This window comes from Pectobacterium brasiliense (assembly GCF_016950255.1).
Lineage (GTDB): Bacteria > Pseudomonadota > Gammaproteobacteria > Enterobacterales > Enterobacteriaceae > Pectobacterium > Pectobacterium brasiliense.
The window spans coordinates 1,412,054-1,431,487 of record NZ_JACGFN010000001.1; the positions used below are offsets into that span (position 1 = coordinate 1,412,054).

Below are 19,434 nucleotides of genomic sequence, written 5' to 3' on the forward strand. Positions count from 1 at the left end.
CATCTATAGCGGCCTTCGGGCCGCTATTTTTTTATCTCTCGTTGCACTGCCAACGCTGTGACGACGTTTATAGCCCAGATGCTGATGATAGCCCTTTCATGTAGCGCCAGAATTTCTCAGAAGCCACATTCAACCGCGCATCGAGGCGATATAGATAAACGCCCATGCGGATCACGGCATTTTCCATGCTCAGGATCGTCAGCTCTTTGTTTTTCAGCTCTTCCTGAATGGAATAGTCCGGCAGCCAGGCGATACCATAACCTTTCTTCGTCATACGTTTGAGCAAGTCACTCATGGAAGAGACGAAATTGACCGTGAACTTATCGCTGTCGACGCTGGATAAGTAGCGGCTGACCTGACGCCCCATGTAGCTCGTCTCGGTATAGTTGAGTAGCGGCACCGATGAGGCACTGACATCAAACAGCGGCTTCCCTGCGCTATCACACGCGCAGACCGGATAAAGCCGAGATTCCAGTATCTTCTCGTGCATGAAGGGCTCTCCCATCAGATCCTCATTATAGAATGAGAAAATGAAGTCACTACGCCCTTCTTTGAGATTCAGCACCGCCTCATCGACATCGATCGATTCGACATAGAAGATTTTTTCCTGCGGATCCGGCACGTCTTTTAACAGCTCCGGCATGATGAAGACCGACAGCGAATGCGCCGCGGCGATGGTGATCTTATTCTTGTAATTATCTCCGCCGTGCAGCTTATTGAGCTGATACTCCAAATCATCCAGCGTATTACGGATATAGGCGTGGAACACGCGCCCCTGCTCGGTTAACTGTAGTGGCAACGCGCTACGGTCGAAAATATCAAAGCCAACCGCCGCCTCCAGAGCCTGAATGCGCCGACTGAATGAGGACTGAGAAATATTCCGTTTCTCGGCAGCCAGCGTAAAACTCCGGTGTTCTTCCAGCACGATAAAATCATACAGCCACTTGGTTTCGATATTATTCAGCATCACCCCTCACTCAAAACGCGCAGCGTCATATTTTCGTTCCCTATGCCAACGTTCTATATCTGCCAACGACCTACATCGCCAATAAAGCTGCTGCCCACTATACACCGTTAAAACCAATAAAAGCATAGGCATGCTAATAGTTATGCAAATCTCACATAGTAGATGGGAATTTAGCAATTCACATTGCCAAACAGTATGCGATTATCCTTTTAATTTCATAATGCTACAGGGTTAACAGCATGAACAGTCTCGTGGGAATTCTTGGTGGTATGGGGCCGGGTGCTACCGTCGATGCGATGCAAAAACTGATCAAAAACACGCCAGCGTATCGGGATCAAGACCATATTCCGATGATTGCGGTGTCTATTCCTGATATCCCTGATAGAACGAAATGCATTCTCCAGCACAGCGCGTCACCGCTGGATAAAATGCTGCAATATATGAAAATTCTCGAAAACGCGGGCGCTGAATGCATCATTATCCCGTGCAATACCGCGCACTATTGGTTTAATGACTTAAAAAAGCAGTGCCGTGCAGAAATGATCAGCATTATTGATGTGACCTGTCAGGCGATTAAGAATGCCAACACCACACGCGTTGGCCTATTGGCAACGACGGCGACGGTGAAAGCAAGAATTTATCAGGACAATCTGACTACCGATAATATTGAGTGCTACACGCCGGATGATGCAGACCAACACCAGGTAATGGAAAGCATCTACGCGTATAAATCCGGTGATATCGACAGAGCCTATAGCCTATTGTCACCGGTAAAAGATCGCCTGTTGCAGGCTGGCGTTGAGAAAATTATTCTGGGCTGTACCGAGCTTCCCCTGATTCTGGAGCAGGAAGTTAAAACGTCACCACAGCACTATGTCGATGCAACGGAAGAGTTAATTAAGAAAACGGTCGAGTGGTATTTTACCCACAGCCCGAGAAATGATATTGCCGCTTAATTCTTTAATAAAGATATCCCAATAAATATGCCACTCGGCATGAATACTTCTGCCGAGTGGCATCGTGTAATACGCTTAATATCTAATGAATATCAATTCATAATATTGCGTATGCAAGAACGAAGATAAATAACCGTTCCGTGGTTATGACGGGAATTTCAGCGCACTGTTTTGCGCGCCGGAATTAGCAACCACCCAGGATTTCGCCGCAGAGGTGCTCATCAAACTGTATGAATAGTTAGATGACGCCGTCCATTTAGCCGCAGGCGATTTACTTGCCACAGCCGCCGGTGAACTGCCATTATCCGTAAAGGTTGAACCATTGCCTTTATCGTCAACCATTCCTTTCTTTTCCGCACCGGAGCCAAATACATTACGCTCAGAAAGTACATTGGCATTCTGCGCAACCGTAAAGGCCAGATTGAATTTATTGACGTAGTTATTGAAGACGTGGAAATAACCATAACGCATCAGGCCGGGTGCACGCACCTGAATGTTTTCGTAATAGTTATGGCAGATAGTCAAACGCGGATAGCCATTGTAAGCACTGTTATTATCATCTGCCGGATGGCCGAAGATGCAACCATATTTATGGTTTGAGAATAAGCAGTTACTGATCGTGATGTAATCCGCCTTCTCACCGATATAAATCAGTTTATCGAGGCTACCATCGTTATCACTCCACGTATGCCCAGGCCATGAACAGTGATCCACCCAATATCCCTTACCGTAGTTCAAATACAGCTGGATATCGTCATTATCTTTGATACCAACATCATGTTTAAAAACCAGATTCTGGAAAATGACGTTGGATGAATTGCTATCAGCACGCAGGTGGATATTGGTCAGTACATTAGCGCCACCGAAAGAACCAACGATGGTTTTATTGCTGCCAAACACCACTTTGGTCAGTGCTGATGCTTTCAGCGATGCACCCAGCACGACAATGGTTTTTGCTGAACCGCTCACAGCAGATTTAAAATCGGCCAGAGAGTTTACCGTAACAACTTTACCACCTGTTCCTCCGGTAACATTTGCCGCTTTTGCAAAACCAATAATCCCATTAAGGTTTGTTGTTGGATAAGCCATAAATTTCCCTCTTTACAATTAGTGAATAGTTATGTCATTCGGTGCGTTAGTTAATAAAAATAAATAACACGCCTTCGACAATTACAGAGTGTATAGAAGGGAATTCATTAAGCTTATTAATCGAGTTTAATAAAAAACAAACCCTGCGAATAATTCATTTTTAATTAATAACCTGCCACCTCTATAATAAAAGAGGTGGCATAATAACAATCTAATTATTACTACCAACCTTTCACTGCCCCGCCGTTAAAAATACGGTTAGCCGCCTGTTCAACTTCATCAGACTGATAGGCCTGAATAAACTTTTTAACGTTTTCCGCCTCTTTATTATTTTCACGAGTCACAATAATATTCACATACGGTGACTCTTTATCCTCAATAAAAATACCGTCTTTCGTTGGCGTTAAGCCGGTTTGCTGAATATAGGTCGTGCTAATAATCGCGACTGTCACTTGCGGATCGTCCAGCAAACGCGGTAGCTGTGCCCCTTCCACTTCCATAATACGCAGGTTGTGCGTGTTGGTCGTAATATCCAACACTGTCGGTAATAAACCCGTATCAGGCTTCAGCGTAATTAATCCAGTTTTTTCCAGTAATAACAGCGCGCGTCCCAGATTCGTAGGATCGAACGGAATCGCGATGGTGTCGCCAGCTTTCAGATCGTTGATATTTTTAATCTTCTTCGAATAACCCGCCATCGGGAAGACGAAGGTATTTCCTACCGCCACCAGCTTATAACCGTGTTCGCGGTTTTGCTGTTCCAGAAAAGGACGATGTTGAAAGACATTCGCGTCCAAATCGCCTTTATCCGTTGCCTCGTTCGGCAATAGAGAACCGCTGAACCCTACCAGTTCGACATCCAGACCATATTTCTCTTTTGCCACTTTCTTCGCGACGTCGGCGACGTCCTGTTCCGCACCGTTAATCACACCGACTTTAATGTGGTTGGCAGAATTGCTTGCGCTATCGCATGCCGTCAACGCCATCGCCGCCGTGACCATTCCCGCCACCAGCGCTATACGCCATTTCGTCATCACTCTGATTCCCTGATATCGTAAATACATTGATGTATAACTCCATTGGTTTGTAACCACATGGAGTTAAAGAGAAAAACAGTATGTTCCTCGATTAACCGAGTCAAATAACTCCGCGTTCTATCAATATGCTTTTCATTATTAGGTCAATAAAGAGGGGAATATCTGTTAAGCCGATTCCATTTTACTTCTCTGCTATTGCTCGCCTCTTGATTCCCCCGCATTATGACGCTTTGATGACCTTGAATTCATACGGCGAAACCATGATTAATGTGGCTTTAGTTGACGATCACATCGTTGTACGGTCTGGCTTTGCACAGCTTCTGACATTAGAAAATGATATTCAGGTTGTTGGACAATATGCTTCAGCGGCACAGGCGTGGCCCCATCTACTCAAACAACCGATTGACGTTGCCGTGATTGATATTGCCATGCCGGATGAAAGCGGCCTGTCGCTATTAACCCGTCTGCGTCAACAGCGTCCTAATTTTCGCGCCATTATTCTGAGCATCTATGACACCACCGCATTTGTACAAAGCGCGCTGGATGCGGGTGCAGGCGGCTATCTCACGAAGCGCTGTGGCCCGGAAGAGTTAGTGCAAGCGGTTCGTGTGGTCAGCAGCGGTGGCCTGTACCTGTGTGCTGATGCGCTGCACGCCATTCGCCATCAGCAGCAGCCACCGAAAGAGCTGCTGGCACTGACCCCGCGCGAGCGGGAAATATTCAGCCTGTTGATCAACGGAATTAGTGTAAAAAGCATCGCTGAACAGCTCGAACTCAGCCATAAGACCGTTCACGTTCACCGTGCCAATATTCTCAGTAAATTACAGTGTGAATCTACGGTAGAACTGGTGCACTTTGCACTGCAACACCAACTGCTGGCTGGGAAATAAATCATGCGTCGCCTGCACGTCATCGGCATGACGCTGTTTCTGGCCTTTTTCTATAGCCTGATTTGGCTGGCGCTGTGGACCATCAGTTTCTATTTGAGCAACAACGGCCAGCAGGCAGCACTGCTGTTACCGCAAGGACTGCGGCTGGCGTTGATGATTTTGCTGCCGCGCAAATACTGGCCGACCTTGCTGCTTGCGGAAATCGCCATCCAGAGCTGGCTTATTAGCGAGCAGCTCATAACGCGTTCGCTGCTGCTACTTTCTCCGTTCATCAGCCTGATTCCGGCCATCATCACGCATAAAATCTGGCATCGCTATACGCTTTATTGGCAACGGCTTCTGCTATTGCTGGCAGCACTGACGCTCAATACCGTTCTGCACGGCATCGCTATCGGCCCCTGGTTACACTCGCAGTTGACGCAAACACTGCTAGCGACGTTTACCGGCGGCGTCCTGCTGATCCCGTTCATCTATCTGCTGTACGAATACATCAAGCAGCAGCACTTGCAGACGTTGCTGGCACAGGAGATCCCCGATCCGCCGTTGCGTACCTCGCTGCTGATTTGGTGCTCGCTGTTTTTTTCTATCGGCGTTTGCCTGCAAATGGCGTTCACACCCGAGATGGAACGCCTGCTGCTGATCTTCGTTTTTCTGCCTAACGTGGTCATGGCGTATAAATTCGGCTGGCAAGGCGGCGTGCTCTCCGCCGTACTCGGCAGTCTGATGATTGCCGTCACGCGTCAGGTGAGCGGTGCCTTCGACGATCTGCGCGAGCTGGAACTCTTTCTCTCTACGCAGGCGCTGCTCGGCATTGGGCTGGGGATCGCGATCAGCCGTCAGCAACAGCTGGCACAGCGGCTCCAGCGCTATCGTCATCAGTTGGAGCAAGAGCTGAAAACCCGGCGGCGACTCATGGAGCGCATCATCCACACCGAAGAGGCCGTACGCAAAGACATCGCGCGCGAACTGCACGATGACATCGGCCAAAACATCACCGCCATTCAGATTCAGGCCATGCTGGTAAAACACAGCGCGCCGGCCGATGCGGCTCAGCATGCTGCCGGACAAATCAGCGAGCTGTCGCGGCGCATCCACCACACCACCCGCCAGCTTCTGCGCCAGCTGCGTCCACCGGTGCTGGATGAAATGGTGTTGGATAAAGCGCTGCATCATCTGGCGGATGAATTTGCCTTTTCGGCTCGCGGTATCCAGTTTCAGCTGGATTATCAGCTCCCCACGCCTCCGCATGATGACGTAGTGGTTTTCACCCTTTACCGGCTGGTGCAGGAACTGCTTAACAACATCAACAAGCACGCCAGCGCCACACAGATTACGGTTCGGCTTTCCCAACAGGATGACCTGATTACGCTCGACGTCATTGATAACGGCGTGGGCATCGCACAAGACAGGTCGCCTCCGACAGGCGGTGGCTTTGGCCTGCGGGGCATCGAGGAGCGCGTACAGGCGTTGGGTGGTCACTGGCTGGTAAAAGCCTCCACCATTGGCGACGCTGCCACGCCGCGCGGTACGCACATAATTGTTAACTTGCCCACAAAATTTAAACAAAAAGACAATTAGCTAGGAATTATTCCTAGCCACCTAAAACCTTGTCTCATCCTTTTTCATTCACATCCCCCTACTCTTCTCTCAACGCGATGGAGAACCCCATGCAGGCACCCATGTTTCCAGCGGGACAGCTTTCACCAACACAAATCAGCCGGCGTTATCGCTACTGGCGATCACGGTTGCTGATTTCCATGGTCATCGGGTACGCCACGTTTTACCTGACGCGTAAAAGCATCAACTTCGTCATGCCGGTGATGCAGTTGGAATTAGGGTTAAGCAAAGGCGATATCGGTCTACTAGGGACGCTGTTTTATCTCTGTTATGGCGCGTCCAAGTTTATTTCAGGCATCGTGTGCGATCGCAGTCAGGTGCGCTGGTTTATGGGTGTCGGACTGATGATTACCGGCGTTCTGAACATTCTGTTCATGTACTGCCAGTCGCTCACGGGTTTGCTGATTGTTTGGGCGCTGAATGGGTTCTTTCAGGGCTGGGGATGGCCGCCTTGCGCCAGACTGCTGAGCAGTTGGTATTCGCGCAATGAGCGCGGCCTCTGGTGGGGGTGCTGGAATACGTCGATCAATATCGGCGGTGCGGCGGTTCCCCTGCTGGCGGGCTATCTGGCCTCTGAATGGGGGTGGCAGGCGGCGCTGCTGGTACCGGGCATCATCGGCATTGTGATTGGTCTGTGGCTGTGTTGGCAGCTGTGCGATAAACCGCAACAGCAGGGATTGCCCAGCGTCGGCGAGTGGCGGCGCGATGCGCTGGAGCTTCGTCAGGAGCAGCAGAGCCCGCCGATGCCAATGCGCCAGATTCTGCGCGATGCGATTTTGCGTAACCGTACCATCTGGCTACTCGGGTTTTCCTACATTCTGGTGTACCTGATTCGCATCGCACTGAATGACTGGGGGAACATCTGGCTGTCAGAGAGCCACGGTTTCAACCTGCTCAGCGCGAACGCCACGCTGTCGCTGTTTGAACTGGGCGGATTGATGGGGGCGCTGTTTGCCGGTTGGGGTTCGGACCTGCTGTTTCGTGGTCAACGCGCACCGATGATTTTGCTGTTTGCATTAGGGTTGTTTTTAACCATGACCGCGCTGTGGCTGGCACCGATTCACCACTATTCACTGCTCGCGGCCTGTTTCTTCAGTATCGGTTTTTTTGTTTTTGGACCACAGATGTTGATTGGTCTGGCTGCGACGGAATACAGCCATAAGGATGCCGCAGGCACGGTGACAGGTTTTCTGGCGTTGTTTGCCTATCTGGGGGCAGCGCTGGCGGGCTGGCCGCTGGCACAGGTGCTGCAACACTACGGATGGTCGGGATTTTTTACTCTGCTGGCGTTGGCTTCAGCCTGCATCGGACTGTTATTGATGCCGCTGCTGATGGCAGGTGTCAGCCGCCGGGAACGTTTGATGACATCAAAATAGCAATAACAATCGATAACTATACCCTAAATAATTCGAGTTTCAGGAAGGCGGCGACACAGCGAATCCCCAGGAGCTTACTCAGGTAAGTGACTGGGGTGAGCGAGGAAAGCCAACGCACATGCAACTTGAAGTATGACGGGGATATACTAAGGAAAACATCATGAAACTGAGTACCTTAACTACCCTCATCGCCGCTGGACTGACCGTTGCTGCTGTTACCACCACCACCGCTCGGGCGGAAGGTCGCCTGGTCATTTACTGTAGCGCCACCAACGCCTTCTGCGAGGAAGAAGCCAAGGCCTTCGGTGAGAAATACAACGTTAAAACCTCCTTTATCCGCAACGGTTCCGGCAGCACGCTGGCGAAAGTCGATGCAGAAAAGAAAAACCCGCAGGCTGACGTCTGGTACGGCGGCACGCTGGATCCGCAATCTCAAGCGGGCGAAATGGATCTGCTGGAACCCTATCAGTCTAAAAACCTTGAGCAGATCATGCCGCAGTTCCGCGACCCCGCCAAACGTAAAGGCAACTACTCGTCAGCCGTTTACGTCGGTATTCTCGGCTTCGGCGTCAACACCGATCGCCTGAAAGAGAAAAACCTGCCCGTTCCACAGTGCTGGAAAGATCTAACCAACCCGGTCTACAAAGGCGAAATCCAGATTGCCGATCCACAAAGCTCCGGTACGGCCTATACCGCACTGGCGACCTTCTCCCAGCTGTGGGGACAGGATCAGGCCTTTGATTACCTGAAAAAACTGAATACCAACGTGTCGCAGTACACCAAATCCGGTATTGCCCCGGCACGTAACACTGCACGTGGCGAAACCGCTATCGGCATCGGCTTCCTGCATGACTACTCGCTGGAAAAAGAGAAAGGCGCACCGCTGACGCTGATCTCCCCGTGTGAAGGTACTGGCTATGAAATTGGCGGCGTCAGCATCCTGAAAGGCGCGCGCGCAATATGGATAACGCCAAGCTGTTCGTTGACTGGGCGCTGTCAAAAGAAGCACAGGAACTCTCCTGGAAGAAAGGCCAGTCCTACCAGATTCTGACCAACACCACCGCAGAAGCCTCTCCGCTGTCTCTGAAGTTGCAGGATCTGAAACTGATCAACTACGACATGGACAAATACGGTGCAGCAGACGTGCGTAAAGAGCTGATTTCCAAGTGGGTTAACGAAGTCAAAATGGGTCAATAATTTCGATTCGTTGCCCTTGATTCATTGACCTTTATTGATTGCAAAAATAATGGGAACACGGCGGCAAAGCTTGCTCGCATTTCGCTTAACGCCGTGTTCTCAGCATCGCTAATTAACCATTACTCAATATTATTCACCAACCAATACCTGTGACGATTCAATCTTATAAAACAACGCTATAAAGCACCAGGGAACCTTATGTCACACACACTAACTCTTTCACCGACGCCTAAGCGGGATCCTGTATTCCTGTGGCTGTCGCTGATTGCAGCAACCTTTTTGCTGCTGCCAGCGTGGAGCCTGGATTACGGCCTGCTGGATGCCTCACGCGATGAACTGCTAGCGGCCTACAGCTGGTCGAGCCTGAATATCAGCCTGCTGTGGTTCCTGCTTCCAGTAGGACTGCTGGTACGTCCACTGCTTACGCCCGGTCGGGAACAGCGTGGCCGCCACCGTTTTGATGCGGCTTACGCGTTGTTCTGTGCCCTTTTCGTGGTCATCAGTGCCACGGTGGAAGGTCGCGGAATGGGCTATGGCACCATCGCACTGTTTGTCGCGCTGAGTGCGATTATTACGCTGGCGCTATCGCGGCTGGACTGGCTGGGTGGCGATCGCTTCGTCATCGGCTCGCTCATCAGCATCATCGCGCTAATTGGCGTCTTTATCCTTTACCCCAGCATCGCAATCTTTATTCCGATGTTCACCAACGACAGTGGGGAATTCGCGCCGCTGGCATTTATGCAGATTTTGGGGCAGACGCACATCTTACGGGTGATCTGGAACTCATTCCTGCTGTCGGTTGCCGTCGGTATCGGCTGTACCTTCTTCGGTATGGTGCTGGCGATTTATACCTCGCGTATTGCCCGCCGCTCCGCGATTATTGGCCGCATTTTCTCCATTCTGCCTATCGTTACGCCACCGTTTGTCGTCGGGTTAGGCGTGACGCTGATGATGGGCCGCTCCGGTTACATGACCGAGCTGATGGTAGATTGGTTCGGGCTGACGAACACCAACTGGCTGTACGGTTTTACCGGCATCTGGCTGGCGCAGGTGCTCGCCTTCACGCCAATGTCATTTATGATTCTGGAAGGCGCGATGAAGACAATTCATCCGTCACTGGAAGAAGCGTCGTACACGCTGCGTGCTAACCGTTACCAAACCTTTCAGCGGGTTTTCCTGCCCTTGCTGAAACCAGCGCTCGCCAACTCGTTCCTGATCGTGATCGTCCAGTCGCTGGCTGATTTCAGTAACCCACTGGTGCTGGGCGGTAACTTCGACGTACTCGCGACGCAGATTTACTTCTACATCACTGGCGCACAGTTGGATTACCAGTCAGCCAGTACGCTCGGCGTTGTCCTACTCGTGTTCTCACTGGGCGTGTTCTGCGTGCAATATCTGTGGATCGGTAAACGCTCCTACGTGACGATTTCCGGCAAATCCTCTCGGGGTGATGTACAGCCGCTGCCCGTTTCGCTGGTGTGGATCGTCAGCATTCTGCTCTATGTCTGGATTGCCTTTAACGTCCTGCTGTACGGCAGCATTTTCTACGGCAGCTTTACCGTTAACTGGGGCGTGGATTACACCCTGACGCTGGCAAACTTCAGCAAGCTGTTCGGACAAGGCTTTAGCGACGGCGCCTGGCCTTCCCTGCTGGATACGCTGCTGTTCGCGGGTATCGCCGCACCGATTACGGCACTGTTCGGGCTGCTTATCGCCTACATCGTGGTGCGCCAGCAGTTCTACGGCAAGAAGGCTATCGAGTTCACCACCATGCTGTGCTTTGCGGTGCCGGGCACCGTTGCCGGTGTGTCTTACATTCTGGCCTTTAACAGCGCGCCGGTTTACTTAACGGGAACCGCGGTGATCGTCATCATGTCGATGGTGATGCGTAACGTACCAGTCGGTATTCGTGCCGGTATCGCTGGGCTAGGACAGTTGGATAAATCACTGGACGAAGCGTCACTCAGCCTGCGTGCAGGTTCGATGCGCACGGTGTTTTATATTCTGCTACCGCTGCTGCGTCCGGCCATTTTGTCTGCGCTGATTTACAGCTTCGTACGCGCGATTACCACCGTCAGCGCCATTATCTTTCTGGTTACACCGGATACTCGCGTCGCCACGTCTTACATTCTTAACCGCGTGGAAGACGGTGAATACGGTATGGCGATTGCCTACGGTTCCATCCTGATTGTGGTCATGCTGGCCATTATTTTCCTGTTCGATTATCTGGTCGGTGAAGCGCGGGTTTCCCGCACGAAAGCCAAGAATAATGCCTAAGCGGAGTGATTACCTTGAATACTGAAAAAAGCTTTGTCGAACTGAAGCACATCACTAAACGCTTCGGCAACAATACCGTCATTGATGATTTGAATCTGGCGATCCCACAGGGAAAAATGGTCACGCTGTTAGGGCCATCAGGCTGCGGTAAAACCACGGTACTCCGAGCGGTTGCTGGATTGGAAAAACCGACAGAAGGCCAGATTTTCATCGATGGCGAAGACGTCACCGAGCGCTCCATTCAACAGCGTGATATCTGCATGGTGTTCCAGTCTTACGCCCTCTTCCCGCATATGTCGCTGGGGGAAAACATCGGTTACGGGCTGAAAATGCTTGGTCGTCCGAAGGCAGAAATCAATCAGCGTGTAAAAGAAGCGCTGGCGCTGGTCGACCTGGCAGGATTTGAAGATCGCTACGTCGACCAGATTTCTGGTGGACAGCAGCAGCGTGTCGCACTGGCGCGTGCGCTGATCCTCAAACCTAAAGTTCTGCTGTTCGATGAGCCGCTGAGTAACCTTGATGCCAACCTGCGCCGCAGCATGCGTGAGAAAATCCGTGAACTTCAGCAGCAGTTCAACATCACCTCGCTGTATGTTACGCACGATCAGAGCGAAGCCTTTGCGGTATCCGACATGGTTCTCGTGATGAACAAAGGCAAAATCATGCAGTTGGGTGCGCCGCAGGAGCTTTATCGCCAGCCGGCTTCCCGCTTCATGGCCAGCTTTATGGGAGATGCCAACATTTTCCCTGCCACCTTCACGGCAGACAGCGTGAATATCTACGGCTACCTCATTCCGCGTCCGCAGGGCTTTGCCGCCGGCTTAAGCGAATCGACCGTCGGTATTCGCCCGGAAGCCATTACGCTCAGCCAACAGGGTGACGAAAGCCAGCGCTGCACCATTACGCAGGTCGCCTACATGGGGCCGCAGTACGAAGTGCAGGTGGACTGGCATGGACAGTCGATGCTGTTGCAGGTTAACGCAACCCAGCTTCAACCGAATCCGGGCGACAGCTACTATCTGCAAATCCATCCTTACGGCATGTTTGTGTTGTCCGAGCAGTAAACATCGAGTAATCCTCCCTCAAACCGGGCGCGCTTGCACCCGGTTTTACTTTTTACAAACATCTAAAACGCCTACGAACGTCAGCGTCTCTTCGGTCTATTTTGATTGTGTCGGAATACATACGCCTGTTACGGATTCCCTGTGCGATTTGTTATGATGATGCTCTTTTACGCATAGAATCACGCACGGAATAGCCGCTATGAAACAGAAACCCATAACCTTAAACGATGTCGCCGAGTATGCTGGGGTTTCCTATCAGACGGTTTCCCGCGTGCTGAATCAAGCACCTCATGTTTCATCCCGTACTCGCAGTAAAGTAGAACAGGCGATGGCGGCACTTAACTACACGCCAAACCGCGTTGCACAGCAGTTGGCAGGAAAAACCATCACCACACTGGGGCTGGTCACTACCGATCTGTCACTGCACGCGCCTTCGCAAATTGCCGCAGCGATTAAGACCACCGCCAGTCAGCTAGGGATTAACATCGTGATGTCCATGCTGAGCAGCCCGGATGTCAACACCTGCAATAATGCCGTTAACGACCTGCTTTCTCAGCGTGTTAGCGGCGTTATCGTGAATGTTCCGCTATCCACGGATGACGTCGCCCACATTAGCCAGACCTGTGCCGACACCCCCGTCCTGTTTATGGATGCCGATCCGCATACCGACATACTCAACGTCATGTTCGATCCCGATCACGGCGCACGTTTAGCCATCACGCATCTGGTACAGCTGGGGCATCAACACATCGCCCTGTTGACCGGACCAATGACATCGATCTCCGCCCGTCTGCGTTATGAAGGCTGGCTAGCCGAGCTGGAAAAACAGCAGCTCACCCCCGCTTCAGTGCTACACGGTGACTGGAGCGCCGCATCCGGTTACCACCAGACGCTAGCCCTGTTGGGAGAATCCCTGTGCGTCTCCGCCATTGTTGTCGCGAACGATCAAATGGCGCTTGGCGTCCTGCGTGCGCTGCACGAGTATGGCCTGCGCGTACCGGAGCAGATGTCAGTGATTGGTTTTGACGATACTCAGGACAGCGCGTATTACACTCCGCCACTGACAACCATTCGCCAGGATTTCAGGCTATTAGGTAAAGAAGGCGTCACCCGTTTGCTCGCCACGCTGCGCGATCCTACCCAGAGCACATCACTACTGTTACCCACCGAACTGATCGTACGCCATAGCACCGCCGTACATTCATCAACCCATGCCTCCCTGCAAGAACTCACCAAAAACCTGTTGGACATTACGCGCCAGCTACAAAGGCTGTAACCCTTTATGTTTGTAACCCCTTACACGACTTGTAACCCTTTACACAGCAGCACCGTTTTCACCATCGATGCACAACCCTAACAAAATAAGATGATAAACAATAAGTTATTTATCACCTCTCGTTTATTTATTGCGTAGCGCTTTCCAAATTCGATGTATCGCCACTCATTTTACAAACGATCTTTGTGATCGCTTCCACTTTATTGCCACGTTCCACTTTACTCGCCCTGACGAGTCGATATGTTATGAGAAATAGAGATTGTGAGCGGATAACAATTTAACTATCCAATCACAGAAACAGACTCAAGACGTTCAGGAGCCAAGCCATCATGAGCGATACCGTTTTACCGTATCCAGTACGCCATCGCGCCACACTGCAAGAGATCCTTGCCCGACGTGATTGGGAAAATCCAGCCTGTACTCACTATCAGCGGCTCCCCGCTCACCCACCGTTCAACAGCTGGCGCAGCGTGGCTGCTGCACAGCAAGATGAGCCTTCTCAGCGGCTTCGTCGCCTGAATGGTGAATGGACATTTAGTTATTTCACCCGCCCGGAAGCCGTACCGGAAAGCTGGCTACAGCAGGATCTGCCGGATTCAAGCACCATTCCAGTACCTGCCAATTGGCAGCTACAGGGCTATGACACTCCGATTTACACCAACGTAAAATACCCGATTCCCGTCAACCCACCCTATGTGCCAGAAGACAATCCTACAGGTTGTTACTCGCTCACTTTTAAAATCAATCACGACTGGATCAGTAGCGGACAAACCCGGATTATTTTTGATGGTGTTAACTCCGCGTTTTATCTCTGGTGTAACGGCCACTGGGTGGGATATTCACAGGATAGTCGCCTGCCTGCGGAGTTTGATATCGGCCGTTATCTGAAGACCGGCGAGAATCGACTGGCGGTGATGGTGCTACGCTGGTCTGACGGCAGCTATCTGGAAGATCAGGACATGTGGCGTATGAGCGGTATTTTTCGCGACGTCACCCTTCTGCATAAACCAGCGATTCACCTCAGCGATATCCAGCTCACTACGCCGCTCAGCGCCGATTTCCGCCACGGCACGCTGGATATTCAGGTGAAGGCAACACTCTCTGAAGCTGAGGCCAAAAACCATCGCGTCCACGCACAGCTTTGGCGTGGTAATAAGCTCATCGGTGGTACGCGGCAGGCATTCGGCTGCAATATTGTCGATGAACGAGGTGCCTATCATGATAAATCTTTTCTCCGCATCGACGTGCCACAGCCCGACCTGTGGAGCGCCGAACTGCCGAATCTGTATCGCGCGGTTATCGCACTGGAAACGGCGGAAGGCGAGCTAGTCGAAGCGGAAGCCTATGATGTCGGTTTCAGAAAAGTTGAAATCCGCTGCGGCCTGCTGCTGCTGAACGGTCAACCGCTGCTAATCCGCGGGGTTAACCGTCACGAACACCATCCGCAGCACGGTCAGGTCATGGATGAAGACACAATGCGGCGCGATATTATGCTGATGAAGCAGCATAACTTTAACGCCGTACGCTGCTCACATTATCCCAACCATCCGCTGTGGTATCGGCTGTGCGATCGCTACGGTCTCTATGTTGTGGATGAAGCGAACATTGAGACGCACGGCATGCAGCCGATGAATCGTCTGTCGGACGATCCCGCTTGGCTGCCAGCCTATAGCGAACGCGTATCAAGGATGGTACAGCGCGATCGCAATCATCCCTGCATCATTATCTGGTCATTGGGGAACGAATCCGGCTACGGCGCAAACCATGATGCGCTCTATCAATGGATCAAACGCCACGATCCGACTCGCCCTGTGCATTACGAAGGCGGCGGCGCGAATAGCCGTGCGACCGACATTGTGTGCCCAATGTACGCCCGCGTTGATGAAGATCAGCCCTTCCCCAGCGTACCCAAATGGTCGATCACCAAATGGATCAGCATGCCAGACGAGCATCGGCCCCTCATCCTCTGCGAGTATGCACATGCGATGGGAAACAGTCTGGGGGGATTCGCACGTTATTGGCAGGCATTCCGCCAATATCCTCGGTTACAGGGCGGATTTATCTGGGATTGGGTCGATCAGGCACTGACCCGTCGCGACGAGCAAGGCAATGATTATTTGGCGTACGGCGGAGATTTTGGCGACATGCCTAACGATCGCCAGTTCTGTCTGGACGGCCTGCTTTTTCCCGATCGCACCCCGCATCCCTGCCTGTATGAAGCCCAGCGGGCACAGCAGCATATTCAATTCACCTGGCAGGCTGAGTCGCCGTGTGAGCTGCGTGTCACCAGCGAATACCTGTTTCGCCATACGGACAATGAGCAGTTGAACTGGTGCATTACGTTAAATGATAAGACGCTCGCAGAAGGTTCTCTGCCGCTGACGCTCGCTCCGCAGGCTACCCAGACACTGACGCTGCTGGAAGCCCTTCCCACAGTCGATCGCGCAGGAGAGCTTTGGCTCAATGTCGAAGTTGTACAGCCTAAAGCCACCGCCTGGTCAGAAGCTAATCACCGCAGTGCCTGGGATCAGTGGCAACTTCCTGCACCGCTTCACCTTCCCGAGTCACCGAGTTCTGAACAGAAGAAACCACCCGTTCTGCAATCATCCGATGCGTACTTTGACATCATTCAGGGCGAACAGCATTGGCGCTTTAACCGCCAGAACGGCTGGCTGGAACAGTGGTGGACGGCGGATGCCCCAACCCTATTAACGCCCTTGCAGGATCAGTTTGTTCGGGCACCGCTGGATAACGACATCGGTATCAGCGAGGTCGATCGCATCGATCCACGCGCCTGGGCCGAACGTTGGAAATCGGCCGGACTTTATCAATTGCAGACGCAGTGTGTGGCGATTCAGGCCGACCAGCTCGCCGATGCCGTGCACATTGTCACCGAGCACGTCTTCCTCCATGCCGGACAAATCCTGCTGCGGAGTAAAAAGCGCTGGCAGATTGATGCACATGGCGTGATGACCGTGGATGTCGATGTTGATGTCGCCACGACGCTGCCGTCACTGGCCAGAGTGGGCTTGAGTTGCCAGTTAGCCGACGTCGCGCCTCAGGTCAGTTGGATCGGGCTTGGGCCTCATGAAAATTACCCAGACCGACAGCTCGCGGCACAGCATGGGCACTGGAATCTGCCGCTGGATGACCTGCACACGCCTTACATTTTCCCAACGGAAAACGGGCTACGCTGCAATACGCGTACGCTGACGTATGGCAAATGGACCATCACCGGAAACTTCCACTTTGGGTTAAGCCGCTACGGGCTGACGCAATTAATGACGTGCACTCACCACCACTTATTAGAAAAGGAAAAAGGCGTTTGGCTCAATCTGGATGGCTTCCACATGGGAATTGGCGGCGATGATTCCTGGAGCCCTAGCGTTCACCGCGATGATTTACTCACGGCGACGCATTATCACTATCGCATCGCCTTGCAGCATCACCAGCCGTATTGATATGAAAAAACAGTATTAAAAAACAACGAAAGAGCGCGGTTATTACCGCCTCTTTCCATCCTGTTTATATCCAGCAAGTATCTATCTGCCGTCAAAATAAACGTTGCGGATATTATGCATATCGGAGAAAGCAACATGTACTACCTACATAATAGGAATTTCTGGATATTCGGCCTGTTTTTCTTTTTCTATTTCTTCATCATGGGGGCTTACTTCCCCTTCTTCCCTATTTGGCTTCATGATATTAACCAAATAAGTAAAAGCGATACGGGAATTATCTTCGCCTGTATTTCTTTTTTCGCTCTGCTATTTCAACCGATATTTGGCTTACTATCCGATAAATTAGGATTGAGAAAACACCTGCTATGGATTATTACCATAATGCTGGTGTTTTTTGCTCCGTTCTTCATTTATGTTTTCGGCCCATTACTAAAATACAATATCGTCTTAGGTTCTATCGTCGGCGGGATGTACCTGGGATTCATTAACAACGGCGGTGCACCAGCTATTGAGGCCTACATCGAGAAAGTCAGCCGCCGTAGCCAGTTTGAATTTGGTCGTGCGCGTCTGTTTGGCTGTCTCGGCTGGGCGCTCTGTGCGTCTATCGTCGGTATTATGTTTACCATCAATAACCAGTTTGTTTTCTGGCTGGGTTCAGGTTGTGCCGTCATCCTCGCCATCCTGTTGCTGCTGGCAAAACCAGAGGCCTCTTCCAGCGCTCTCGTTGCCGATCAGGTAGGCTCCAACCAGAAACCGTTCAACCTGAAAATGGCAGCCGAACTGCTAAAAGAACGTAAAATCTGGTTCCTGACGCTCTATGTCGTCGGCGTGTCGTGCACCTATGATGTATTCGATCAGCAGTTTGCCAACTTCTTCACCTCGTTTTTCGAGACCCGACAAGAAGGAACGCGGGTATTTGGCTACGTCACCACGCTGGGTGAATTGCTGAATGCCACCATCATGTTTTTCGCACCGCTGATTGTGAACCGTATCGGCGGTAAAAATGCCCTGCTCATCGCTGGGACGATTATGTCCGTGCGCATTATTGGTTCGGCCTTTGCCAGTTCCGTGCTGGAAGTGATTGTGCTGAAAACGCTGCACATGTTTGAAGTGCCGTTCCTGATTGTCGGCTGTTTCAAATACATTACTACGGTCTTTGAAGTCCGCTTCTCCGCGACAATTTATCTAGTGTGCTTCTGCTTCTTTAAACAGGTATCGATCATTTTCATGTCGCTCTTTGCTGGCAATATGTATGACAGCATCGGTTTTCATGGCACTTATCTGATTTTAGGCGGCATTGCCCTCTCCTTTACCGCGATATCCCTATTTACGCTGTCAGGAAAAGGGCCACTGTATGCGTTTTCCGATAAACAGAAAGCGCCGCTAAATACCCTCTAGCGATGGCAGGACGCAATAAAATGCCGGTATTTGCCAAAAATATCGGCAGATTGCACATTCTCTCACCGAACAGTGCAATTTTGTGGTTTACGCCTTTGACATGCGCGACACACGCCGTTATCATGCGCCCCGTTCACACGATTCCTCTGTAGTTCAGTCGGTAGAACGGCGGACTGTTAATCCGTATGTCACTGGTTCGAGTCCAGTCAGAGGAGCCAAGTTTAGAAAATCCCGCTTAAGGAAACTTAAGCGGGATTTTTGTTTTTATCCATTTATTCAACGCCTTCACGTGCAAAAATCTTTCCGGTGCACGTTCTGTTTTCCCCCCTGCACCGGGAGAATCTGGTGGTCAGATTTGGGGTCAAGTTGGTTCGATGACGGAGTGACCCCAAAATGTCTCTTAACGATGCCAAAATCCGCCCCTCAAGCCTTCTGTTAAACCTTCTACTCTCTGCGCCTCACATGATTCTCCATATCCTGAGCAAGTCATACCATCCATCGTGACGGTTCATATTTTGCGCATTACTTTTTCACCCAGACAATTAATTAATATTTTTAATTGATAAACCAAAATCCACGTCTATATTTAACTCAAACCCTCAAAAAAACATTCTGTAACATTTGATTTTAAACAGATAAAAACCCACCAAATTAATGACATTAACACAAAATAATGAGCGAAATTATTTCGCTTGGCCGACCTATGCTCAAAAAATAAAATATTAGTTAAATTAATTAATAGCAGACAAATTAAGTCATAAAAAATTTAGTTGGAATGCGAACTTAGTAAAAAAACACAGCCTAAGTGAATCAGAATTGGAGCGCCTCA

General features: G+C 51.0%; 12 protein-coding genes, 1 tRNA gene and 1 pseudogene. 11 read left to right on the top strand and 3 right to left on the bottom strand.

Annotated elements, in window-relative coordinates:
• Positions 1–67: 67 nt before the first annotated feature.
• The gene (gene hypT, locus H4F65_RS06415; RefSeq protein ID WP_010285882.1) at positions 68–967 is read right to left on the bottom strand and encodes a hypochlorite stress DNA-binding transcriptional regulator HypT; all 900 of its coding nucleotides are present in this window, start codon (positions 965–967) and stop codon (positions 68–70) included.
• A gap of 239 nt (positions 968–1,206) precedes the next feature.
• On the opposite strand from hypT, the gene cuyB reads away from it, so the two are divergent.
• Positions 1,207–1,923, top strand: a complete 717-nt coding sequence (gene cuyB, locus H4F65_RS06420) for a cysteate racemase (protein ID WP_010285881.1) — start codon at positions 1,207–1,209, stop codon at positions 1,921–1,923.
• A gap of 144 nt (positions 1,924–2,067) precedes the next feature.
• Here the strand turns inward: cuyB and H4F65_RS06425 are convergent, their stop codons facing one another.
• Complete coding sequence (locus H4F65_RS06425) at positions 2,068–3,012, bottom strand: pectate lyase family protein (RefSeq protein WP_010285878.1); 945 nt, start codon at positions 3,010–3,012, stop codon at positions 2,068–2,070.
• 221 nt (positions 3,013–3,233) lie between these two features.
• Entirely contained in the window at positions 3,234–4,046 is an 813-nt protein-coding gene (locus H4F65_RS06430; RefSeq protein ID WP_010285876.1) for a MetQ/NlpA family lipoprotein, read from the bottom strand.
• Between the two features lie 263 nt (positions 4,047–4,309).
• Between H4F65_RS06430 and H4F65_RS06435 the strand changes: the two genes are divergently transcribed.
• The 10 genes and pseudogenes from H4F65_RS06435 (at position 4,310) to H4F65_RS06480 (ending at position 18,823) form a co-directional block, all read left to right on the top strand.
• The gene (locus H4F65_RS06435; protein ID WP_010285873.1) at positions 4,310–4,939 is read left to right on the top strand and encodes a response regulator transcription factor; all 630 of its coding nucleotides are present in this window, start codon (positions 4,310–4,312) and stop codon (positions 4,937–4,939) included.
• A 3-nt stretch (positions 4,940–4,942) separates the two neighbouring features.
• A complete protein-coding gene (locus H4F65_RS06440) occupies positions 4,943–6,517 on the top strand; it encodes an MASE1 domain-containing sensor histidine kinase (RefSeq protein WP_010285871.1) in 1,575 nt (524 codons plus the stop codon).
• An 89-nt stretch (positions 6,518–6,606) separates the two neighbouring features.
• Positions 6,607–7,932: an MFS transporter family glucose-6-phosphate receptor UhpC gene (gene uhpC / locus H4F65_RS06445; RefSeq protein ID WP_010285867.1), complete on the top strand. Its 1,326-nt coding sequence runs from the start codon at positions 6,607–6,609 to the stop codon at positions 7,930–7,932.
• A gap of 160 nt (positions 7,933–8,092) precedes the next feature.
• Positions 8,093–9,129, top strand: a pseudogene (locus H4F65_RS06450) (ABC transporter substrate-binding protein).
• Positions 9,130–9,327: 198 nt separating this feature from the next.
• Complete coding sequence (locus H4F65_RS06455) at positions 9,328–11,406, top strand: ABC transporter permease (RefSeq protein ID WP_010285863.1); 2,079 nt, start codon at positions 9,328–9,330, stop codon at positions 11,404–11,406.
• 5 nt (positions 11,407–11,411) lie between these two features.
• Positions 11,412–12,470 carry a ferric ABC transporter ATP-binding protein gene (gene fbpC / locus H4F65_RS06460; protein WP_039320346.1) on the top strand — a complete coding sequence of 353 codons (1,059 nt, stop codon included), beginning with the start codon at positions 11,412–11,414 and terminating at the stop codon, positions 12,468–12,470.
• 199 nt (positions 12,471–12,669) lie between these two features.
• On the top strand, positions 12,670–13,746 hold the full coding sequence (locus tag H4F65_RS06465) for a LacI family DNA-binding transcriptional regulator (RefSeq protein ID WP_010285859.1): 1,077 nt from the start codon (positions 12,670–12,672) through the stop codon (positions 13,744–13,746).
• Between the two features lie 329 nt (positions 13,747–14,075).
• A complete protein-coding gene (locus tag H4F65_RS06470; protein WP_010285858.1) occupies positions 14,076–17,207 on the top strand; it encodes a beta-galactosidase in 3,132 nt (1,043 codons plus the stop codon).
• A 135-nt stretch (positions 17,208–17,342) separates the two neighbouring features.
• Positions 17,343–18,605, top strand: coding sequence for an MFS transporter (locus H4F65_RS06475; protein ID WP_039320344.1), 1,263 nt, complete (start codon positions 17,343–17,345; stop codon positions 18,603–18,605).
• A gap of 142 nt (positions 18,606–18,747) precedes the next feature.
• Positions 18,748–18,823: transfer RNA gene (locus tag H4F65_RS06480), tRNA-Asn, on the top strand.
• The last annotated feature ends 611 nt before the right edge of the window (positions 18,824–19,434 follow it).